Source organism: Arsukibacterium tuosuense (assembly GCF_900215315.1).
Lineage (GTDB): Bacteria > Pseudomonadota > Gammaproteobacteria > Enterobacterales > Alteromonadaceae > Alishewanella > Alishewanella tuosuense.
Genome location: NZ_OBEB01000008.1, coordinates 1 through 20,951 on the forward strand (window position 1 = coordinate 1; position 20,951 = coordinate 20,951).

Genomic DNA, 20,951 nt, shown 5'->3' on the forward strand with positions numbered 1-20,951 from the left:
CCTGATCCCATTCCGAACTCAGAAGTGAAACGCAGCTGCGACGATGGTAGTGTGGCATTCGCCATGCGAGAGTAGTACACCGCCAGGCTCCCAATTCAATAAAACAGCCCCTCTCGACAGAGCAGGGGCTTTTTTATTGGCTGAGATTTGGTGGTGTATTGCCCGAGCATGGCGACCCCATGCGACAAGCATGCCCGGAGCATGTTTGGACAGCTTCAGCTGGCCGCGAAGCGGCGAACCCCAGGGATGGGGTGAGCAATGTAGTACAGCGATGCCGGTCTTTCGACAAGCCAACAGTTTGGCTTGTCGCCGGCAGAACGCCCTGAGCTCTGCGAAGGGCATAAAGGCTCCCAATAAAACCATGCTGATTCTGAACGGCTATAAAATCTGGCTAATATCTAGACAAAGCAGCAAATTAAGTTAACACTGTATTGACAGTCAAAAGGAGTTGCGTGTGTCACTTGCCCGGCTATTTAAACAAAAAACCTATTCCAGCTGGTTAATTATCCTGGCTTGCTGCTTCATTTTTGCTAATGTGCTCTTTGGTCTTGCTATCGTCCTTAGATCTTCAAGTCTGGCAGGCTGGCAACTTAGTCTGCTGTTTAATGCTTCACTTTTGATGTTTTTAGCTGGCTTATTTTATGGTGTACAGTGGCATCGTCGCTCTCTGGCTACCACTGTATTAAAGGTTGATCATGCGATAAAACGGCTGGAAGAAAGACTGGAACTTACCCAGCGGGTAGATTTGATGCCAGATATCCGGCTGGAGAAGATTAATGACCGGCTGTTAAGTTACATCAGGCGCGATCATGAAGTACGTCACCTGGTCAGAGTTCAGGGCCTTATTGATCACGAACTTGCGATTGGTAACCGGATATTTTTCGAAAGCAAGCTGCAACATTTTTTAAGCGATGCTTCAGAGGAAGGTTCTGGTGCTCTTTTCATTATTGAGGTTTCTCACCCCGGGCATAGTATCAGCCAGGTCAAACAGTTAGCATGTCTTAAGGCCTGCGTTGAAGTTATCAATAGTTATTGTGAGCCCTATCAGGATAGGATCCTGGCCCGCCTATCTGAAAATGACTTAGTATTATTGCTATCAGGTATCTCAGAAAAAGACATGGCTAATCTGGCTGATACGCTGGTGGTTGCTATGGGCCGGGCTAATTGTTTTGCTAATTATTTAAGTTCTGATTTTGTGCATATCGGTTATGTTGCCTATCAACGCGATCAAACGACTTATCAGTTACTTTCGGAAGCCGACATGGCGCTGCGAACTGCGCAGCTTTATGGCCACAATAGTGCCTTTGGTTTTGAGCCTGAGAAAAAACCTGCGGCCAAAGGTTCAGTCTGGTGGCGATCTGAAATAACTAAGGCTTTGGCGCAGCACCGCTTTAGTTTAAGCTTCCAGCCAGTGTTTTCATGGCAGGATCAGGAGCTGCTGCAACAAGAGGTTTTGGTAAGGTTGCAGAGCACCGAGGGCGAAAATATCCCAGCGGCGATATTTCTGCCAATGGCTTACAGCTGTGGCTTAACATTACAAATTGACCAGCATGTGTTGTTGCGGGCGGCAAAGCTGGGTTCATTGGAAAGTCGCAGCGCTATCAGGTGCAGCGTAAATATTAACGCGCACTCTTTATTAAGCAAAGACTGGCAACAATGGCTGGAGCAGCTAGTGGTAGCTGGCCAGCTCGACCCCTCACAGTTAGCCCTGGAACTGACCGAGCATCATCTTATTCGTTACTATGTTAAATTAAAGCCAGTGCTGGATAAAATTATTAACCTTGGCTTTGCGCTGGTTGTTGACCAGGTAGGACTTACCATTGATATACCTCCATACGCTGATGATCTGGCAATTGAATCAGCGAAATTACATCCATCTGTAGTGCGTAATATTGACCAGCATCTGGAGCAACAATTGTTTGTCCGGGGGCTGATATCACACTTTGCCGAGCGAGGCATCCGGGTGATTGGTACCGGAGTAGAGTTGGCTGCTGAATGGCAAACACTGCAAAAGCTGGGGGTCGCCGGCGGGCAGGGTTTTTACTTCAGCCAACCGCTGCCGCAGATAGTATCTGGTACTGTTGCTGAGTAATTAATTGCCGGTAATATAAGCCTGCCAGCCCTTGTAACCCACCGGTATGAAAAAAGCTGATCCTGCTGCCTTGGGCAAACTCACCTGCCGCTATCATCTTGTAAAGTTTAAATAAAGCCCTGCCGGTATAGACGGGCTCTACCGCTATATTGTGTTTAAGCGTAAATTCGCAGCAAAAATTGACATGTTCAGCAGGGCACTTTGCATAACGTTGATCAGGGGCAGTTGCCACAATCCGCCAGCACGCTGCGTCTACAGCTTGTTCAGCAAGCAAATTCGCTACTTTCTCAGGTAAAGACAGGTCGTTGACCACCGTTAATCCCAGAACCTTTGCGCTGTTACTACTAACTGCACTTTGTTGTGTGCTTGCGGCTATCAGGCCAGCAAGCGTACCACCACTGGCGGTGGCAGTGGCAATAACATCAGCCGGCCCCGCGGGAGTGTCAGTAAGATTTAAACCGGCAACACCGCGGGCTCCAAGTTCAGAGCTGCCCCCTTCCGGGATGATCAGGCAGCCAGGATGGCGAAGTGCGAGCATTTTAAGAAAATCTGGTTGTTGGCGTTGCCGGTATGTCTGACGATCGGTAGCAATCAGCGTCATACCTTTTGTCAGGCAATACTGTAAGGTAGGATTTTGCCGATCAATGACGTCAGCCCGGACATAGGCGGTTGCATCAAAACCGTTTAGTTGTGCTGCAGCGGCGCTCGCTGCCAGATGGTTTGAGAAGGCGCCACCAAAAGTGACTAGGCCACGATATTGCTGTTGCTGAATCAACTTTATATGATATTGTAATTTCATCCATTTGTTGCCGGATATCATCGGCTCAGTAGTCGTCGGACAATATAACCATAGCTCAACCCCTGTGTCTGAAAGCAGAGATTCATCAATCCTGTGCCAGTGGGCACAGAGACCTGCAATGTCCTGGGTTGGCAATAACATAAAGCGGCATGGCAGCTCTGAAATGAAGTTGCCAGTATTATAAACCGATATCAGGGTTAAATAGCATTAAGATGTTAGCCAAAGTTTTGCAACAATTCAGGGTCGGCCATAATAGTTCAGCGGGCATTGCTGTATTGCATATTCGTGATCATGAAATTCAATTGCTGATTCAGCCTGAAGACGGAAAAGAGGCATCAGTGCAGGTTACGGCTGTAAATCAGGGTAACTGGCAGCTGGCAATGCAAGAGGTACTGGCAAAAGTTAACAAAGGAATGGCGCTTACCCTGATCATTCCCCCTACCATGTATCAGATAATCCAACTGGAAAAGCCCGCCCTTGAACAACAGGAACTATTAACCGCTTTACCGTGGCAGATAAAAGATCTGACGGATATTGCGTTGGAAGAACTGGTGCTTGATTACATCGATTTACCCGCCGCTCCAGGTCAGCCTGCCAAAATTAATGTGGTAGCGAGCGTAAAAAGCCAACTGCAGGAGCTGATAGCAATTGTTAACCGTCACAAACTTAATTTGCAGCAAATTCTGATTGAAGAATGGTTAATTCATGAGTTACTTGATTATGCAGACCACGCAGCTTTAGTAATAATGCATCAACCTGAGCAAGATGTATTGTTACAGGTTATTCGCCAGGGCGAATTACAGTTCTCCAGACGGTTACGCGGTTTTAACCGGTTGCATCAATATACTGAATCTGAATTACAGCAGGGCGTTTTTGACAATTTGTTGTTGGAGATTCAACGTTCTATGGACTACATCGAAAGCCAGCTGAAATTGCCGCCAGTGCGCAGTATTCATTTGCTATGTAGTGGCGCCGATCGAACTGATTTGGTTCCGTTATTTCATCAGGCAGGATTTAGCCAGGTTCAGGCTTTGCAGCTAAAACCTGAACTAAACTGGGCTGTGGTCTTAGATGTAAATGAAGTCTGGCCTGCGATCGCTGCTGCGGGTAGCTTCAGCAAGGAGCCGTTGGCATGAAGCAACGGATAAATCTATACCAGGCTGGTTTAAAGCCACAGCAAGAAACGATGACATTATCGTCATTATTTGGTTTATTGGTGCTCGTACTGACCATAAGTTTGCTGGTGTGGGGGGGCTTAAAATGGCAACAAAGTCAGCAAATACAGCGAAATAAACAGGTCGAGCAACAGTTAAAACGCCAGCAGGAACAGCTTGGGTTGCTGCAGCAGGCCTTACTACAGCGCCAGCCATCTCAGGTATTAGTTTTTGAACGGGACCAGCTTAAACGTCGGGTTGAGCAGCAAATTGCATTACAACAATACTTAGCAGCACAACAAGTGCAAGCCGACTATGCCTACAGTGAAGTTTTACAACAGTTGGTTGATGCCGATATTAACAGCGTCTGGTTAACCCACTTTAAACTTCGGCCAGGCAGCAGTGAATTACAGGGCCTGACGCTAGCCCCGGCTGCTGTGCCGGGCTGGTTGGAAAGTCTGCGTCATTTCGACTATTTTAAAGGCCAACGTTTTAATGAGCTGCGTTTAACTCAACTGCCCGAGCAACAGGCGGTAATGTTCCATCTTATTGCTGAGCAGGGAGATTGAACATGGCGAACTGGCAGCAACTCAACCAGCGTTATCAGGCTTTGCAGTTAAGAGAAAAGCGGCTTATTTTTTTCGGTTCTGTAGTATTGGTTTTCTGGTTATTATTGATGTATCTGCTTGAACCTGCCTGGCAGCAGCAACAGCAACTGACAGGCCAGCAGCAAAAGTTTCGCTTGCAGCAACAGCAGGTCCGACAGCAACTTGAGCTACTGCAGCTACAGCTGGCAGTAGATATTGAACAACCTTTCCGCGATGAAATTAACCGTCTGACTCTGCAGCAGACAGAATTAACCAGCCAAAGACAGCAACAGAGTAGTTTGTTTATTGGCGCTGATCAGATGTTGGCGTTACTGCGGGAAATTCTTGGCAAAAGCCAGCAGCTAAAATTGAAGTCACTGTCCACTTCGGCGGCGGTACCTGTGGTACTGGCAGGCCAGCTGGTGGACGAGGCGCCTTTATTGTATCAGCATAAAACTACCCTGGTAGTTAGTGGTGCCTATCAGAATGTGCAACAGCTGTTAAGTGAGCTGGAACAATTACCCTGGTTGGTGCAGTGGCAGCAGTTAGATTATCAGGTAACGGAGTATCCGTTGGCCGATATTAGTATTGAATTTATTACAGTGAGCGAGAATGAAAACTTTATTCAGCTATAGTGCTGTAATGTTGCTGGCATTTTCCAGCCAGGCTGACCCAACCCGGCCAGCTGCTGGTTATATTGAAACGTCCGGCAATAATAACATTGCAACCAATACGAACAGCGCATTAAAGCTACAAATAATTCAAAACAGCGATCAGGGTAAGGCCGCTACCATTAATGGTCAGTTCTTGCAGCTTGGTGATCAGTATCAAGGCTATACCCTTACCGATATCAGTACTACTGCGGTAGTACTGAGTCGGGGGGATGAGCAACGCATTTTGCAGTTACATAATAAAACGATAAAAAATTATGATAAATAATACCCGCTATAAATTGTGTTTTATCAGCAGCATCTTATTGCTATCCGCTTGTCAGGCGCTGGAGCCAAATGCCGGCGCAGCTGATGCCAAAAAAGCATTGCAGCCGGCAGCAGCGACAGCAAAGCCTGCTCTGGCAGTGCCAGCGGCAGTAACTCAGGATCTACTTGCCAGGCCGCCAGCAGCAATCGCCAGTGCCGAACCCCGGTTTAATGTTTCAGCAGCAGATGTAGCGCTTACCGACTTTTTTCACTCAGTAGTGCACGACACACCTTACAGTCTGGTGGTTCATCCCAGTATCAGTGGCACTATCAGCTTGCAACTGAAGCAGGTTACTCTGGCAGAAACCCTGGCCATTGTGCAGTCGTTGTATGGTTTTGATATCCGGCGTCAGGGCATGGTATATCAGGTTTACCCAGCTGGCTTGCGTACAGAAACCATCGCAGTTAATTATTTAATGCTGCAGCGCAATGGCTTTTCGTCTATTTCAGTTAATTCGGGTGGGGTATCGCAAGACAGCTCAAACCAGAACAACAATAATCGTGGTAATCAGGGCCTGGCCAACAACAATAATCAACAGAATAACCCTTTTGGCAATAATAATGGTCAGAATCAAAATAGCCAGCAACAATTCAATGGCAGTACTATTCAAAGTGAAAGCCGGACTGATTTCTGGAGTGATTTAAAAGAGGCGGTAGCCGGCGTGCTGGGCGAAGGTGAGCAACGAATGGTGGTGGTCAGTCCGCAGGCGGGCCTGGTTACCGTGCGCGGGATGCCAAATGAAATTGCGGCAGTAAAAGCCTTTCTGGGCCAGTCAGAGCAGCAACTACAACGCCAGGTTGTACTGGAAGCAAAAATTATTGAAGTTACCTTAAGTGATGAATATCAGCAGGGTATTAACTGGCAAAATGCCCTGGCCACCATTGGCTCAACCAGTTTTAACTTTACCACCTCCGGGGTTACTCCAAATAACCCGACAACAACAAATTTAGGTGGTGTTACTGCCATTTCTTTTAATAACGCAGACTTTAACGGCGTAATTAACTTGCTGGAAACACAAGGTAATGCCCAGGTATTGTCCAGCCCGCGGGTCACCGCGATGAATAACCAGAAAGCGGTGATAAAAGTAGGCCAGGATGAGTATTTTGTCACCGATATCACCAGCAATACCACCATTGCCGGCACCGGTGCCACCACAACCTCTCCTAATATTTCTCTGCAGCCTTTTTTCTCCGGTATCGCCCTTGACGTGACGCCGCAGATAGATGAAAACGGCAGTGTAATTTTACATGTTCATCCGTCAGTGACCGAAACGTCAGAGCAAAGCAAAACCATTCGCTTCAGCGATGAGCAAATTGTCTTGCCGCTGGCACAGAGCAATATCCGCGAGTCAGATACCATTATAAAAGCCCAGAGTGGCGAAATTGTAGTAATTGGCGGCTTAATGCAAACCGTCACCAGTGACAGCGAATCACGTACGCCGGTGCTGGGCGCGATACCTTTGCTGGGCCAGTTGTTTACCAGCAAAAATAAAATAGAGCGGAAAAAAGAATTGGTGATCCTGCTTAAGCCTACTGTGGTGGGTACCGGGGTCTGGCAACAGCAGTTGCAACAGTCAGAAAAATTAATTACTGACTGGTATCCTGAGCAATAAGCTTATGTATGCTGCCCATTTTAATCTGGCCGCCACGCCGTTTTCTTTAACCCCCGATACCCGCTTTTATGTTGGCTTACCGCAACATGAAGCGGCACTGGCGGTGCTGAATACGGCATTAAATGCTGGCGAGGGTTTTATTAAAGTAACCGGTGAAGTGGGCACAGGTAAAACCTTATTGTGCAGGTTATTGTTAAAACAAGCGCCAGCTGATTGGCAACTGGCTTATCTGCCTGATCCCAGTGTTAGCCCTTCAGAACTGCGCTGGGCACTGGCCGCAGAGCTGGGCCTGAAATACTCCGCAAATATCGACGCCAGTCAGTTGCTGCAATTGTTGCAGCGGCAATTAATTCTACTGGCGCAAAGCGGTAAAAAAATTGTGCTGGTCATCGATGAAGCGCAAGCGCTGCCAGATGATACGCTTGAGACAGTGCGGCTGCTGACAAATCTGGAAACCGAGCGAAGGAAACTGCTACAGGTGGTATTGTTTGGCCAGCCAGAGCTGGATCAGCGCCTGGCCAGCCAGCAATTCCGTCAGCTGCGCCAACGTATTTCTTTCGCCTATAAACTGCCGGTAATGTCGCCGGCGCAAATCCGCTTCTATGTCCGGCACCGTTTACAAACAGCGGGGGCGACCCCAGCGTTATTTAATCGTTTCGCCTTGCTGGCCATTAACCGTTACAGCCGCGGTATTCCCCGATTGGTTAATTTACTGGCTCATAAAGGGCTGATGCTGGCTTACGGTGAGGGTAAAAGCCGGGTAACGGGCCGGCATATCCGCTTTGCCGCGCAGGATACCGAAGACACGCGCCGCAGTGCCGCGCATTATTTATGGTTACTGGCCGGTGCGGCAGTATTTAGTGCTGCCTGCTTTGCCTGGGTGCTGCGATGAGTGTGATTAACAAAATGCTGCAGGACCTGGAGCAACGTCAGCAATCTCAGGCAACAACAAGCCACAGCCAACAGGTGCCTTTACCGCGCAGTAGCAGCAAAAAAGGGTATGTTTGGCTGGCCCTGCTGTTGACACTGGTCCTATGCAGTGTGTTCTGGTTTAGCAACGTTAGTAACTCTGGCAACGTTAGCAACAATAGTCAGCTGCAGACCGGGCCTGCCGTTGCTGGCAGCGACGCGGCCGCCAGTAAAACCGGGCAGCCGGCACCTGCAGCAGAGCAACGCCAACAGAACGACAGCACTGGTGCAGAGCCTGTAGCAATTATGGCTGCATTGTCGGTTGAACCCGCTGCTGCGGTGACAGTAGCAGCTGCGGTCACCCGCACTGTGTCAGAGCCTGATATTACTGCTGAGCTGCCTGAACCGGTTATGTTAAAGCAGGTTCGGACGAAGCAGAATGTGGCATCGTCTGCGGGCACTGCCCCCAGGCAGCTAGCGGTTATTACTTCAGTGGAGCCAGAGTTACCCCCGGTTGCCAGGCCGCAGGCTAATGTGGATAAGCAGCCTCTGGACCCCGCAGCGCAGCAGCAGAATATGCAGTTACGGGCCAACGCCAGTGAAGCGGCAGGTGACACCAGCGGTGCTATCGTGATTTGGCAGCAAATTATTGCCCGGCAACCGGCCGAGGCCAATGGCTATCTTAACCTGGCCAGGTTATGGTTAAAGCAGCAGCAGGTAGTCAGTGCCAGTCAGGTTTTATTGCAGGCCCGGCAAAATGGCGTGCTAAGCGCTGAGATAAATATGCAGTTGGCGCAACTGGCAGTGCAGCAAGGCCAATGGCAACAAGCGCTGCAGTTTCTAGCTGATCAGTTTGAGCTGGCGGCAGAGCCAGAGTATTTTGGTTTTAAAGCCACCGTATTGCAGCAATTACAGCAACATGAGGATGCCCTTAACTGGTATCAGCGCTTGCAACAGCTGCAACCAGAGCAGGGCCGCTGGAGCCTTGGCGCGGCACTGGCCAGTGAACAGCTGGGGCAGCCCTTGCAAGCACACCAGTATTATCAGCATGCCTGGCAGCACCGCCAGGGACTGTCGGTCAGCAGTCACAATTTTATTCAACAACGACTAAAGGCAACAGAACCCTAGTATGCAAAAACCAAAGCTTAAGATGCGCCTGGGCGATTTGCTGGTGCATGAACACATTATTACTGAGGCCCAGCTCGAGCAAGCCCTTGCGCGCCAGAAAAGCAGTGGCCGTAAGTTAGGCGCAACCCTGATAGAAATGCAGTTTCTGTCAGAGCAGCAGTTACTGCAGTTTTTGGCCCAACAGTTACAGGTGCCATTTCTGGATATTGCCCAGCGAAAAATCGACCCGAAAGCAGCGCAATTACTGGCGGAAGTGCATGCCCGGCGTTTCCGGGCCCTGGTCATTGAGGACATGGGTGACTCAGTACTGCTGGGAATGAATGATCCGGCCGATTTGGCGGTGCTGGATCAGATAGCCCCGCTACTGGCGCCACGTGAAATTAAAATTGCCGTGGTGCGGGAAAGCCAGCTGCTGGAAGCATTTGACTCGTTATACCGCCGTACCAAAGACATTGAAACTTTTGCTACCCAGCTTAAACAGGAGCACAGCGGTGACACGGAAGATGCCCTGCTGGCAGAAGAAAGCCGCGAAGAAACCGATAACACCATTGCCAAACTGCTGCGCTCAATTTTTGAAGATGCGGTGCAGGTAAAAGCGTCTGATATTCACATCGAGCCGGATGAAAAAGTACTGCGGATCCGCCAGCGGGTAGATGGTATTTTGCAGGAGAGCACCTTAAACGAAGTCAGTATTGCGGCTGCATTGGTACTGCGCTTAAAGCTGATGGCCAGTCTCGACATCTCAGAGAAACGGCTGCCACAGGATGGCCGGTTCCAGATTAATGTTAAGCAACATAAAATTGATATCCGGATGTCGACCATGCCGGTGCAATACGGCGAGTCGGTGGTAATGCGCTTGCTGGATCAGTCTGCCGGCTTGCTGAAAATGGAAGATACCGGTATTCCCGGCCCGATGCTGGCGCGGCTGCGCCGTATAGTGCAAAGCCCGCATGGCATGATATTAGTCACCGGGCCAACCGGCTCAGGTAAAACCACCACCCTGTATGGTCTGTTAAGTGAGCTTAATCAGGCGGGCAGTAAAATAATCACAGTAGAAGATCCGGTTGAATACCGTTTACCGCGGATTAATCAGGTGCAGGTTAACCATAAAATCGGCCTGACTTTCAGTAATGTACTGCGCACAACGTTACGCCAGGACCCCGACATTATTATGGTCGGCGAGATGCGCGACCAGGAAACCGCTGAAATGGGGCTGCGCGGCGCACTAACCGGCCATTTAGTGTTATCAACTTTGCACACCAACGATGCAGTATCCAGTACCCTGCGTTTAATTGATATGGGGGCGGCACCTTATCTGGTCGCCAGTGCGTTGCGGGCAATTATTGCCCAGCGGCTGGTGCGCCGGCTCTGCGATTATTGTAAAAAGCCCCATCAGCCAGATGAGCTGGAGCTGACCTGGCTGCGCCATCATAGAGCCAGTGAACAGGCCAGTTATTGGCAGGGCGCAGGCTGTCAGTCATGCCATCATACCGGCTATAAAGGCCGGCTTGGCGTGTTTGAACTGTTGGTGATCAATAAGCCACTGGCCGATGCGCTGCGCCGCTCTGACATTGAAGGTTTCAGTAATCTGGCCTATCACAGTGCTGACTTTGTCAGTTTAGGTAACATGGCGCTGGATTATGCCCAGCAGGGTGTGACGACGCTGGAAGAAGTGATCAGGGTATCCGAATATCTGGAAACCGAACCCTTTACGCCAGATTTCAACGATAATGCGTCTGACGCGGCAGAGGAAAACTAAGTAATGGCCAGCTTTCAGTACAAAGCACGTGACGCCAGCGGCAATGCCGTTACCGGCCAGCTGGAAGCGGGTAGTCAGGCGGCCGCTGCCGATATTCTGAAGCAGCGACGCTACATTCCGTTAAGTATTGACGCCATTACTGTTAGCAACAGCTCCGCCAGGTTTGAACTATGGCAGGCAAAGGTCAGCCTGACTGAACTGATTATTTTTTCCCGGCAGATGTATTCGCTGATGAAAGCTGGTATTCCCATTATCCGGGCGATTAAAAGCCTGGCAGAAAGTACCGGCTCGCCGCGCTTACGCCAGGTAATGACTGACCTTGCCAGCGAGCTGGAAAACGGCCGCAGTTTATCGGTCGCCATGGCAAACCACCCAAAGGTATTCAGTCGCTTAATCGTTAGTCTGGTGCATGTCGGTGAAAATACCGGCCGGCTGGATGAAGCCTTTTTACAGCTAACCTTTTATTTCGAGCAGGAGCTGGAAACCCGCAAGCAAATTAAGCAGGCTACCCGATATCCTATTTTCGTATTGTTTGCCTTAGTCGTGGCAATGGTGGTGCTGAATATTTTTGTTATTCCGCAATTTGCCAATATGTTTGCCCGCTTTAATGCCGAGTTGCCCTGGTCAACCCAGCTGTTGCTGGCCAGCTCATCGTTCTTTATCAACTTCTGGCCTTTATTGTTGGTATTGTTGTTGGGGGCGGTTGTCGGCATCAGTTTCTATTTGCAAACGCCTGCCGGCAGGTTGCGCTGGGGACGCTGGAAACTTAAAGTGCCGATCATTGGCAGTATTATTAACCGGGCGACGCTGGGCCGCTTTGCCCGCAGCTTCTCGATGATGCTAAAAGCCGGGGTGCCGATAACAACTGCGCTTAGCCTGGTTGCCGAAGCGGTCGATAACGACTATCTTGGAGATAAGATCCGGGAAATGCGGCGCAGTATTGAACGGGGCGAAAGCTTGCTGCGGGTAGCACAGCAAAGCGAGATGTTTACTGATCTGGTATTACAAATGGTATCAGTAGGGGAAGAAACCGGTCAGATGGATGAAATGCTGACTGAAGTAGCCGGCTTTTACGAACGCGAAGTCGCGTTTGATTTAAAAAGCCTGACGGCGAAAATAGAACCTGTGTTAATTGTTATCGTTGCAGCAATGGTGTTATTGCTGGCATTAGGGATTTTCACGCCAATGTGGGATATGCTAAATGCGTATAAAGGCGGTTAATAGTTGACACAAATTAAGCTAATAACAATAAATAACGATATACTCAATATTACAAGTGTCCGGGAGAAACCAATATGAGACAACAGAACGGCTTTACCTTAATCGAATTAGTGATAGTAATTATTATTCTGGGTCTACTGGCAGCAGTGGCATTACCACGTTTTATAGACGTGACCGAAGAGGCAGAAAATGTTTCGATTGAAGCGGTAGCTGGCGGGTTTGCATCAGGTGTGGGTTTAACCAGAGCACAATGGGAAGTCTCAGGCCGTCCAGCCGGTAGTGTAAACTATGACGGCGTTACTGTGCTGGTAGGCACAAATGGCTATCCAACCGGTGGTGGCACAGCCACTGCTATGAATGAAACACAATGTTTAACTGTACTGGATAGTATTTTGCAAAGTCCACCTCGTGCTACTACTTCGACAACGGTAGCGGACATTGAAGAGGCTCGTTTATTTGTCCGGGCCAATACCACCCCAGCTAATCATGAATGCGAATATTATCAGACAGCGGGATTAACCGCAGCACCAACCGACTTTACTGGTAGTAACGGCTTTAGCTATACACCTGCTACCGGTCGTGTTATTACATTTACCAATAAAAACTAGTTGAGGATCATTTAATGAAACGTAGTCAAGCAGGTTTTACATTAATTGAATTAATTATTGTAATCGTTATTTTGGGCATTCTGGCAGTTACCGCTGCGCCGAAGTTTTTAGATTTTGGTGGTGATGCCCGTCGTTCAACATTAACTGGTGTGAAAGGTGCGTTAGAATCTGCAGGCTCGTTAGTCTATGGTAAGGCAATTATCGCTGGCAAACATAATGAACCTACTGAGTCGTTGACGGATCCTGCCATTGATATTGTTTATGGTTACCCTGCAGCGACTGATACTGCTATCAGAGCAGCTGCAGAACTGGCAGCTGACGAGTGGGATGTTGTTGTAAGTACAGATGATGATGCTCCTGGTTTTGGTGCCGTGGGTACCAGTAGTGTTGTTATCTCTGCGGCAAACTCTACCCCTGGCACTACTGAAGCAACAGCATGCCATGCGGTTTATGAAGCATCAGCAGGTCCCGCAGTAAAACCTGTAATTACAGTGTACGGCGACGGCTGCTAATAGCAGTAAGCTGTAATGAATAGCTCCCAGCGTCAGACAGGCTTTACCTTAGTAGAGCTTATTGTGGTGCTGGTTATCATAGGCGTGTTAGCAGTATCCTTGCTACCACGCTTTTTTTCTGGCAGCGGCACAAACGAATACTTATACCGCGACCAGGCGTTTAGTCTGATCCAGCGCCAGCAAATGCAGGCTATGCAATGCACCAATTGCCCGCTGGCAGGTTTCAGGGTTGGCAGTTTCAGCATAAACCCTGCTGGCATTGATGATTGTGCCAACACCGCTATGGCACTATGTATCAGTGAACGTGACCGCAGCGGCATCCGGCTGCTGCCGGGCTCCTTTAATAACGACCTGTTTTTCAATAATCTGGGACAGCCGGTAAACGCAGCCGGGGTCCGCAGCTGCAACAGCAGCTGCCGGGTGAATGTGCTGGGTAGCGTTAACCTTGCTATCTGTATTGAGTATGAAGGGTATATTCGCCGATGTTAGCCTCATTGATGTTAACCTCAGCCGGATTAGTCCGCAGCCAACGGGGCGTCAGCCTGATAGAGCTGATTGTCGGCATTGTAGTGCTTGCGATTGCCCTTAGTCTGGTAACGGCCGTATTGGGGCCCTTATACATTAAAAGTACCGATCCCTGGCATCAGGTACGGGCCACTGAGCTGGGCCAGAGTATGCTTAATGATATTATGTCCCGCTCTTTTGACCAGCAAAGCCCGCGTAGCGGCAGCATGTTACGCTGTGGTGACAGCGGTGCACCGGCCTGCACGGTGCAAAACCCTGATGGCAGCTGGCCGGCTGACCCGGGGGAAAGTGCTGCTGATAACCGGCTGCGTTTTAACGATGTCGACGATTTTCACAACTTTACCGCTAATGGCAGCGTGTTAACCAATATTCTGGCGGAAGATCTGGCCGATGTGTATCGTAATTATCAGCTGCGGGTCAGTGTCAGTTATGCGGCCGCTGCCGAAGTTGCTGGCATTAGTCTGGCGGCAGATCAGGTAAAACTGATTACCGTAACCGTACGTACTCCAACCGGCAGCGAATTACAGTTCAGCAGCTATAAGGGGAACTGGTGATGTCGCTGACAATGCAATTAAAAGCCAGGCAACCGTTCTTAAAAAAACGGCATGGTTTTACCCTGATAGAACTCACCATCGTTATCATATTATTGTCAGTGCTGGCATTAGGGGTAAGCAGTTATATTGGCCTGGGTGCCAGTATGTACAGCGACGCCACCGAACGCGAGCAGGTACTAAATCAAAGCCGCTTTGTCGCCGAACGCTTGCAGCGCGAATTACGTAACGCGGCCCCGAACAGTATTCGGACCAACGATGCCGCCTTATTGCGCTGTATTGAATTCGCACCTATTGTCGCCAGTGGCGTGTATTTACAGGCCCCGGTGGCGCCTGCCGCCGGCACAGAGTTACGGCTGGCGATCCTAAACTGGCAGAGTGGTTATCTGAACCTGCCTTTTACTATTTACCCGCGCCAGCTTGCCGATATTTATGGCGCAAGTGGCAGCACCGTAACCCTTAGCGGTAACGAGCCGGACGATGGCGATGGCAATAGCGCTACCCGCACCGTGCAGCTTAGCAGTAGCCATAGTTTCCCACTAGACTCGCCCGAGAAAAGGTTTTACCTGCTGGCCGCCAGCCCGGTAAGTTACTGTTTTAACGGGGTCGATGGCAGTATTCGCCGCTATAGCGATTACAGTTATAGTGCAGCCCAGCCATTACCACCGACGGGGCTTGCTGCTTTAATGGCCAGCGACGTGCAGCGGGTCCGGTTTGCAGTAAACGACGCAGTGTTAACCCGTAACAGCGTGGTCAATTTGCTGTTGCAGTTTGGCCAGAGCCCGGCCAGTGACATGTTTTTTAACTATGAGGTGCATATTCCGAATGTCCCTTAAGCTGGCGCCAACCAAAATATCGCAACAAGGCAGCGCGCTGGTCGTGGCTGTGTTTATTATTGTGGTGATGCTGGCCATCGTGCTGGCCTTGTCTCGTATTTTGTTGAGCAGCAGCGACAGTGTGGTGTATGAAGTGCAGGGTACCCGGGCCTTATTTGCGGCGCAAAGTGGTATGGAATTGGCGCTAACTGAATTATTTCCGCGCAGCGGCGTCGCTAATTGCAGTAACTGGACCTTTAATTTTGCTGCGGCTGGCTTAACCAACTGTGAGGCGCAGGTGCAGTGCACTGCCCAGGCCGTTGCCAGTCCACAACTAAGCCAAATGTATTTGCTGCAAAGCACGGCCAGTTGTAATGCCAATGAATTTATAACCAGTCGCAGTATTGAGCTGGAGGTAAGGCAATGAGGTGGTTACTGGGCGGCATGTTATTACTGTTAAGCACCCAGGTGCTGGCAATCAATTGTGAAGATATCTGGACCGAAGCGGTAAGAGAAAATAGTGCTGCCCCGGCAGCGATCAATTTGCCTGCTGCACTTAATCCTGTCTTTCCAGCTGAACTGGAACCAATAGATTATTATTATTCCGGTACTTTTTCGAGTGGGCCAAGTCGGGTCGCCAGTTCAGCTAATGCAACGGCAAGACTTTTTATAGATGGGAGTCTGACAATCGAGTCGGGCTCCAGATTTAACAGCAGTAATCCGGCCGAAAACTTTGTGTTGGTTGTTACCGGTAATCTTGTGATCCGGGATGATGTTCGGATAAATGGTTTTATTCTCGCCGGTGGTGCTGTAACCATTGGTGCAGATACTGTTATTAACGGCGCAGTAACCGCCAAAGGGGCGATAGCAAACTCGGGTACTGTAACCTACCGGCCAGATGCAATCAGTGAGTTGCAAGGCGGCGTATTGTGCGAAACGCCTTTGTTACTGCCGATAGCGGAGTATCGGTTCGATCAATATAACTGGGATGGCAGCATCGACGAAGTTGCCGACAGTATTGGCAGTAACAACGGACAGGCAATTAATACGGCAACCATTGGCGAAGGCCAGATTTGCCGCGCCAGTGACTTTAGCGGCAGCGGCTATATCAGTTTGAATGATTTATCGGTGCTGGGCGGCACCGCCTCGCTCAGCTTCTGGATAAACACCACTGCCAGCGGCAATAATGTCGGCTGGCAGGCGCCCGCGGTGGCTGGTGTTGAGCAAACCGGTGGTGCCAACGATATTTTCTGGGGCTGGCTGGATGCCAGTGGCCGGATTGGCCTGACCAAGGGCAATGACTTTGCTGCGACTAAGTCGACGGTAGCGATCAACAATGGTGAGTACCGGCATGTAGTGCTGACCCGCAATGCCAGTAGCGGCGCTTTTCAGATTTTTATTGATGGAGAACTGGATAACAGCGGAGCCCTTGCATCTCAACAGGGTGCAGTGACTACCCCTTTTAATGATCTGGGCCGGGTGTTACATACCAATGGTGTCGGGGTTAATTTTTTAACTGCCACTCTGGATGAAGTGCAGGTGTATGATAGGGTCCTGAATGCCAGCCAGGTGCAGCGGCTTTACCAGCAGCAAAATGAACAGCGCGACGCGGACGGCACGGTTCGGCTGTGTCCGGCTGAGCCGTTACAATGCCTCGCCGACGACTTTGCCGACGATTTAGCCGACTGGGTGACGGCCAGCAGCCGGGGAACCTTTACCCCGAGTATCGTTGACGGCCGGCTGCGAATGACTCAGGCCGTTACCAATCAGGCAACCTCTGCTACCTTTCAACGGCTATATCCGGCAGCCGATAATCTGGTAATCATTGAGTTTGATTATCGGGCTTATGGTGGCAGTGGGGCTGATGGTCTGGCAGTGGTGTTATCTGATGCCACGGTAACCCCACAGCCCGGTGCTTTTGGCGGCCCGCTGGGTTACGGTTTTAAACCTGGCATTCCTGGCTTTGCCGGGGGTTGGCTGGGTTTTGGTCTGGACGAGTTTGGCAATTTCTCCAACGAAGGTGGTGCTGCCAGCATCGGGCGGCGCCGGCAAAGCGTTGTGGTGCGGGGTTCCGGCGAGGGTACTTCGGGTTATCGTTACCTGCGGGGAACCTGTGACAATGGAACAATAAACCGGACCGGTGACTGTCTTAATCCACGTGTAGATGGCAATGCCGACAACCCACACCGCTATCGTTTTACGGTTGACTCAAGAATACCTGACACCACTATTGTCTCGGTTGAGCGGGATCATGGTACTGGTTACATCACGCTTATCGAGCCATTCGATGCCCGCAGCCAGTTCGGGCAGGCAGCGGCACCGGAGAATTTCTTTTTATCATTAACCGGCTCGACGGGCGGTTCTACCAATATTCATGAACTCGATAACATTAATATTTGTGCCCTGCGATCATCACCGGTAGGCCAGCAAATTGACCATTTTGAATTTGATCACAGTGGCCAGGCATTAACCTGCAAGCCAGAGACACTGACGGTGCGCGCTTGTGCCAATGCTGATTGCAGCCAGCTGGTCACCGATCCGGTAACCGCCACCTTAAGCCCGGCTACGGTTGCCAGTGGTGGCTGGGTCGGGGGGAACGTTATTAACTTTGCCGGCGGCACTACTACTGTCGATTTAAGGCGTAATACTGCTGGTAATACCCTGGTCGGGGTAAGTGGTTCAGTGCCCGGCACCAGGCCGCTTAGCCAAACTTTATGCCGTTCCGGTGCCGGCCCCTTAACTACTGCTGCCTGTAATATCAGTTTTGCCAGTGCCGGCCTGGTATTTAGCGTGCCCGATGGTATTGCTAACCAGCCTGCTAATAACATTGTTGTCAGCGCTGTGCGGCAAAGCGACAGCAGTCAGCAATGTGTGCCTGCTTTTGCCGATGTCAGCCGTAGTGTCGGGTTCTGGAGTAGTTATATTGACCCCGGACCAACAGGGCGTCCGGTATCGTTACGTCTGCAGGTCAACGGCAGTAATATTGGGTTAACTGAGGGTAGCAGGACTCCTGTGGCGCTTAATTTTGACGAAAACGGCGAAGCAGTTATCAGTGTTAATTATGCCGATGCCGGCCAGGTGCAGCTAAACGGCCGTTACAGTGGCACACCGGCCAATGACGATAGCGGGCTGATACTCAATGGTAGTGATCAGTTTATTCGCCGCCCGGCAGGCTTGTGTATTATAAATGAAGGCCATTGTCTGGCTGCAGACTCCAGCTGCCCGGTATTTAAACGCGCCGCAGAGGCGTTCCCGCTGACTATCAGTGCCCATGCCTGGCAGGAAGGTAGTACTGATATCTGTGCTAACCCGGTTACTCCGAATTTTCAACAGGCTGATATTAGCCTGAGTCATAGTCTGGTAGCGCCAGCCGGCGAGCCCGGAAGTCTTGGTTCGCTCAGTTATGCGCATCAACGTGCAGTTAATAGCCAGACCAGCATTGAGCAAAGCGTCTCAGAAGTCGGTGTATTCAGGTTTAATACTGCGCCGGTAAATTATTTGACCATGGCCGACCCGGTGCCGGCTGCTACTGGTCAGCCGAGCGGTCGTTTTGTCCCCGCCGACTTTGCCGTTAGCGATATCAGTAGCAGCGCGGCCTGTGGCAGTTTCAGCTATATGCAGCAGCCTTTTGCCCTTGGCTTTACCTTAACGGCGCGCAATACTCTGGGCCAGCGCACCCGCAATTATTATGGTGGTTTTGCCAATACCACCTTGCTGTTGCAGGCTGAGAATGCAGACGATGCTGTCGATTTAACCGGCAGGCTTAGCAGTAGCGGCTTCGGCAGCTGGACGCTCGGCCAGCAAACATTCAGCACCACCGAGTTGCGGCTTAACCGCCAGGCCAGCGGTGCAGCAGACGGCCCGTTTTCAGAGCTTAGCGTGGCGTTAAATGTTATTGATGCGGATGGCAGCTTGGTGGCCAACCCTGATAGCAACGTCAGTAATATTGGCTGTGCAGCTGATGACAGCTGTAATGCTGCAGCTCTGATGCTGACGGATATTCGGTATGGCCGGATGCAAATGGCCAACGGTTTTGGCCCGGAATTTGACGACTTGCCGGTTAATCTAACCGCTGAATACTGGGATGGCAGTCGCTTTCTTAGCAACAGTGCTGATAATTGCAGTGTTATCAGTGCTGCCAACCTTAGTTTAAGCAATAGCCTGACAAGTGCCGTTGCCAATGTGGCTGCACTGAGCGCTGGCAAAACGCCAGCAGACGGATTATTACTGTTGGCGCCTGCTGAGACAGGTACCGTTGGCGCTACCTATCAGGTACCGGTTTGGCTGCAATATGACTGGAATGACGACGGTAGTTACACTAACTCGCCGGTCGCTGAGTTTATCTTTGGTCGTTATCGCGGTAACCCACGGCAAATATACTGGCATGAGCGCTTTTAGCCGGTAGCAGCCAGCGCTTGGCAAAGTTAGCACTGGCTACGCCGGTACATAGTGCAATAAGGCTGATTAATTTCTGAAAAATGTCATAAAAGGCTATTTTCTTGGCATAGACTTACTTAGAATAGCCTGAGTAACTGATTTTAACTCCGATGTTAATGTTGCAGTGTGCCCGCCAATGGTGCCCCTGCTTGCGGAGTACTTGTTAATAGGATCTGGCGTCTACATGTTTAATAAATTGCGTGGCCTCTTTTCAAACGACTTATCAATCGATTTAGGTACGGCTAATACTCTGATTTACGTAAAAGATCAGGGCATAGTGCTGAACGAACCGTCAGTAGTGGCCATTCGACAGGAACGGGCTGGTGGCCCGAAGAGTGTCGCGGCAGTCGGACATGCGGCTAAACGGATGCTCGGCCGTACGCCTGGCAATATTAAAGCTATCCGGCCGATGAAAGATGGCGTTATCGCCGATTTCTACGTCACTGAAAAAATGTTACAGCATTTTATCCGCCAGGCCCATAGCAACAGTTTTTTACGGCCAAGTCCACGGGTGCTGGTTTGTGTGCCGTGTGGCTCCACCCAGGTTGAACGCCGGGCTATTCGCGAGTCGGCGCAAGGCGCAGGTGCCCGTGAGGTTTATCTGATCGATGAGCCTATGGCTGCGGCAATTGGTGCTGGTTTACCGGTGTCAGAAGCGACCGGCTCTATGGTGGTCGACATTGGTGGCGGTACCACTGAAGTCGCAATTATTTCTTTAAATGGCGTGGTGTATTCATCATCTGTGCGAATTGGTGGTGACAAGTTTGACGATGCCATTGTTAACTATATCCGCCGTAACTACGGCATTTTAATTGGTGAGGCGACAGCCGAGCGCATTAAAACGGAAATTGGTTCAGCCTATCCAAGTGATGATGTGCTGGAAATTGAAGTACGCGGCCGCAACCTGGCGGAAGGTGTGCCACGTAGTTTCACCATGACCAGTAATGAAATCCTTGAGGCATTGCAAGAGCCACTGGCGGGTATTGTCAGCGCAGTAATGGTAGCGCTGGAACAGGCACCACCAGAGCTGGCTTCAGATATTTCTGAGCGTGGAATGGTGTTAACCGGTGGTGGCGCCTTGCTACGCGACCTGGATCGTTTGCTGATGGAAGAAACCGGTATTCCGGTAGTCGTAGCTGATGATCCGCTTACCTGTGTTGCCCGAGGTGGTGGCAAAGCCCTGGAGATGATTGATATGCACGGCGGTGATGTATTCAGTTATGAGTGACAGCACGCTTACCCAAAGTGATAGTGCTCTTGCTAC

The 20,951-nt window shown here is 50.3% G+C and carries 19 protein-coding genes and 1 rRNA gene; 19 read left to right on the forward strand and 1 reads right to left on the reverse strand.

Translation table 11 applies throughout. From position 1 onward, the window contains the following. Together rrf and CRO03_RS15420 are read left to right on the forward strand one after the other, a co-directional pair. Window positions 1–88: ribosomal RNA gene (gene rrf / locus CRO03_RS18695) — 5S ribosomal RNA — on the forward strand; the annotation flags it as partial. A gap of 366 nt (window positions 89–454) precedes the next feature. After that, the gene (locus CRO03_RS15420; RefSeq protein WP_097112539.1) at window positions 455–2,092 is read left to right on the forward strand and encodes an EAL domain-containing protein; all 1,638 of its coding nucleotides are present in this window, start codon (window positions 455–457) and stop codon (window positions 2,090–2,092) included. On the opposite strand, the gene CRO03_RS15425 is transcribed toward CRO03_RS15420, so the two are convergent. After that, complete coding sequence (locus tag CRO03_RS15425) at window positions 2,046–3,032, reverse strand: 1-aminocyclopropane-1-carboxylate deaminase/D-cysteine desulfhydrase (RefSeq protein WP_097112540.1); 987 nt, start codon at window positions 3,030–3,032, stop codon at window positions 2,046–2,048. The two genes, CRO03_RS15420 and CRO03_RS15425, sit on opposite strands and share 47 nt — an antisense overlap. Before the next feature lie 71 nt (window positions 3,033–3,103). Between CRO03_RS15425 and CRO03_RS15430 the strand changes: the two genes are divergently transcribed. The 17 genes from CRO03_RS15430 (at window position 3,104) to CRO03_RS15510 (ending at window position 20,915) form a co-directional block, all read left to right on the forward strand. Further along, window positions 3,104–4,027 (forward strand): hypothetical protein, encoded by a 924-nt coding sequence (locus CRO03_RS15430; protein ID WP_097112541.1) that lies wholly within the window; start codon window positions 3,104–3,106, stop codon window positions 4,025–4,027. Next, complete coding sequence (locus CRO03_RS15435) at window positions 4,024–4,614, forward strand: PilN domain-containing protein (protein WP_097112542.1); 591 nt, start codon at window positions 4,024–4,026, stop codon at window positions 4,612–4,614. Before CRO03_RS15430 ends, CRO03_RS15435 begins: the two co-directional genes overlap by 4 nt. A 2-nt stretch (window positions 4,615–4,616) precedes the next feature. Then, window positions 4,617–5,267 carry a type II secretion system protein M gene (locus CRO03_RS15440; RefSeq protein ID WP_097112543.1) on the forward strand — a complete coding sequence of 217 codons (651 nt, stop codon included), beginning with the start codon at window positions 4,617–4,619 and terminating at the stop codon, window positions 5,265–5,267. Continuing rightward, window positions 5,245–5,571 carry a hypothetical protein gene (locus CRO03_RS15445; RefSeq protein ID WP_097112544.1) on the forward strand — a complete coding sequence of 109 codons (327 nt, stop codon included), beginning with the start codon at window positions 5,245–5,247 and terminating at the stop codon, window positions 5,569–5,571. The genes CRO03_RS15440 and CRO03_RS15445 overlap by 23 nt, the downstream gene beginning before the upstream one ends. Continuing rightward, on the forward strand, window positions 5,561–7,222 hold the full coding sequence (mshL, locus tag CRO03_RS15450; protein ID WP_097112545.1) for a pilus (MSHA type) biogenesis protein MshL: 1,662 nt from the start codon (window positions 5,561–5,563) through the stop codon (window positions 7,220–7,222). Before CRO03_RS15445 ends, mshL begins: the two co-directional genes overlap by 11 nt. A gap of 4 nt (window positions 7,223–7,226) precedes the next feature. After that, window positions 7,227–8,114 (forward strand): ExeA family protein, encoded by an 888-nt coding sequence (locus CRO03_RS15455; RefSeq protein ID WP_097112546.1) that lies wholly within the window; start codon window positions 7,227–7,229, stop codon window positions 8,112–8,114. After that, a complete protein-coding gene (locus tag CRO03_RS15460) occupies window positions 8,111–9,259 on the forward strand; it encodes a hypothetical protein (RefSeq protein WP_097112547.1) in 1,149 nt (382 codons plus the stop codon). The genes CRO03_RS15455 and CRO03_RS15460 overlap by 4 nt, the downstream gene beginning before the upstream one ends. Before the next feature lies 1 nt (window position 9,260). Next, window positions 9,261–11,018 carry a GspE/PulE family protein gene (locus CRO03_RS15465; protein WP_097112548.1) on the forward strand — a complete coding sequence of 586 codons (1,758 nt, stop codon included), beginning with the start codon at window positions 9,261–9,263 and terminating at the stop codon, window positions 11,016–11,018. 3 nt (window positions 11,019–11,021) lie between these two features. Beyond that, window positions 11,022–12,239, forward strand: a complete 1,218-nt coding sequence (locus tag CRO03_RS15470; protein ID WP_097112549.1) for a type II secretion system F family protein — start codon at window positions 11,022–11,024, stop codon at window positions 12,237–12,239. Between the two features lie 74 nt (window positions 12,240–12,313). After that, window positions 12,314–12,847 (forward strand): prepilin-type N-terminal cleavage/methylation domain-containing protein, encoded by a 534-nt coding sequence (locus CRO03_RS18700; RefSeq protein ID WP_097112550.1) that lies wholly within the window; start codon window positions 12,314–12,316, stop codon window positions 12,845–12,847. Window positions 12,848–12,861: 14 nt separating this feature from the next. Then, a complete protein-coding gene (locus CRO03_RS18640; protein WP_097112551.1) occupies window positions 12,862–13,359 on the forward strand; it encodes a prepilin-type N-terminal cleavage/methylation domain-containing protein in 498 nt (165 codons plus the stop codon). Between the two features lie 15 nt (window positions 13,360–13,374). Further along, window positions 13,375–13,848: a type II secretion system protein gene (locus tag CRO03_RS18645; RefSeq protein ID WP_097112552.1), complete on the forward strand. Its 474-nt coding sequence runs from the start codon at window positions 13,375–13,377 to the stop codon at window positions 13,846–13,848. Further along, on the forward strand, window positions 13,842–14,438 hold the full coding sequence (locus tag CRO03_RS15490) for a type IV pilus modification PilV family protein (RefSeq protein WP_245861690.1): 597 nt from the start codon (window positions 13,842–13,844) through the stop codon (window positions 14,436–14,438). Before CRO03_RS18645 ends, CRO03_RS15490 begins: the two co-directional genes overlap by 7 nt. Further along, a complete protein-coding gene (locus tag CRO03_RS15495; protein WP_097112553.1) occupies window positions 14,438–15,271 on the forward strand; it encodes a PilW family protein in 834 nt (277 codons plus the stop codon). Before CRO03_RS15490 ends, CRO03_RS15495 begins: the two co-directional genes overlap by 1 nt. Further along, a complete protein-coding gene (locus CRO03_RS15500; RefSeq protein WP_097112554.1) occupies window positions 15,261–15,677 on the forward strand; it encodes a PilX N-terminal domain-containing pilus assembly protein in 417 nt (138 codons plus the stop codon). Before CRO03_RS15495 ends, CRO03_RS15500 begins: the two co-directional genes overlap by 11 nt. Continuing rightward, window positions 15,674–19,648: a DUF6701 domain-containing protein gene (locus tag CRO03_RS15505; RefSeq protein ID WP_097112555.1), complete on the forward strand. Its 3,975-nt coding sequence runs from the start codon at window positions 15,674–15,676 to the stop codon at window positions 19,646–19,648. The genes CRO03_RS15500 and CRO03_RS15505 overlap by 4 nt, the downstream gene beginning before the upstream one ends. Before the next feature lie 223 nt (window positions 19,649–19,871). Then, window positions 19,872–20,915, forward strand: coding sequence for a rod shape-determining protein (locus CRO03_RS15510; RefSeq protein WP_019677307.1), 1,044 nt, complete (start codon window positions 19,872–19,874; stop codon window positions 20,913–20,915). Window positions 20,916–20,951: the final 36 nt, after the last annotated feature.

What these genes read in the sequence shown, in the direction of transcription:
- CRO03_RS15470 (WP_097112549.1), top strand. Translation starts at nt 11,022, where the DNA reads ATGGCCAGCTTTCAGTACAAAGCACGTGACGCCAGCGGCAATGCCGTT.
- CRO03_RS15490 (WP_245861690.1), top strand. Translation starts at nt 13,842, where the DNA reads ATGTTAGCCTCATTGATGTTAACCTCAGCCGGATTAGTCCGCAGCCAA.
- CRO03_RS18640 (WP_097112551.1), top strand. Translation starts at nt 12,862, where the DNA reads ATGAAACGTAGTCAAGCAGGTTTTACATTAATTGAATTAATTATTGTA.
- mshL (WP_097112545.1), top strand. Translation starts at nt 5,561, where the DNA reads ATGATAAATAATACCCGCTATAAATTGTGTTTTATCAGCAGCATCTTA.
- CRO03_RS15455 (WP_097112546.1), top strand. Translation starts at nt 7,227, where the DNA reads ATGTATGCTGCCCATTTTAATCTGGCCGCCACGCCGTTTTCTTTAACC.
- CRO03_RS15445 (WP_097112544.1), top strand. Translation starts at nt 5,245, where the DNA reads ATGAAAACTTTATTCAGCTATAGTGCTGTAATGTTGCTGGCATTTTCC.
- CRO03_RS18700 (WP_097112550.1), top strand. Translation starts at nt 12,314, where the DNA reads ATGAGACAACAGAACGGCTTTACCTTAATCGAATTAGTGATAGTAATT.
- CRO03_RS15510 (WP_019677307.1), top strand. Translation starts at nt 19,872, where the DNA reads ATGTTTAATAAATTGCGTGGCCTCTTTTCAAACGACTTATCAATCGAT.
- CRO03_RS18645 (WP_097112552.1), top strand. Translation starts at nt 13,375, where the DNA reads ATGAATAGCTCCCAGCGTCAGACAGGCTTTACCTTAGTAGAGCTTATT.
- CRO03_RS15435 (WP_097112542.1), top strand. Translation starts at nt 4,024, where the DNA reads ATGAAGCAACGGATAAATCTATACCAGGCTGGTTTAAAGCCACAGCAA.
- CRO03_RS15505 (WP_097112555.1), top strand. Translation starts at nt 15,674, where the DNA reads ATGAGGTGGTTACTGGGCGGCATGTTATTACTGTTAAGCACCCAGGTG.
- CRO03_RS15495 (WP_097112553.1), top strand. Translation starts at nt 14,438, where the DNA reads ATGTCGCTGACAATGCAATTAAAAGCCAGGCAACCGTTCTTAAAAAAA.
- CRO03_RS15440 (WP_097112543.1), top strand. Translation starts at nt 4,617, where the DNA reads ATGGCGAACTGGCAGCAACTCAACCAGCGTTATCAGGCTTTGCAGTTA.
- CRO03_RS15460 (WP_097112547.1), top strand. Translation starts at nt 8,111, where the DNA reads ATGAGTGTGATTAACAAAATGCTGCAGGACCTGGAGCAACGTCAGCAA.
- CRO03_RS15465 (WP_097112548.1), top strand. Translation starts at nt 9,261, where the DNA reads ATGCAAAAACCAAAGCTTAAGATGCGCCTGGGCGATTTGCTGGTGCAT.
- CRO03_RS15430 (WP_097112541.1), top strand. Translation starts at nt 3,104, where the DNA reads ATGTTAGCCAAAGTTTTGCAACAATTCAGGGTCGGCCATAATAGTTCA.
- CRO03_RS15500 (WP_097112554.1), top strand. Translation starts at nt 15,261, where the DNA reads ATGTCCCTTAAGCTGGCGCCAACCAAAATATCGCAACAAGGCAGCGCG.
- CRO03_RS15425 (WP_097112540.1), bottom strand. Translation starts at nt 3,032, where the DNA reads ATGTTATTGCCAACCCAGGACATTGCAGGTCTCTGTGCCCACTGGCAC.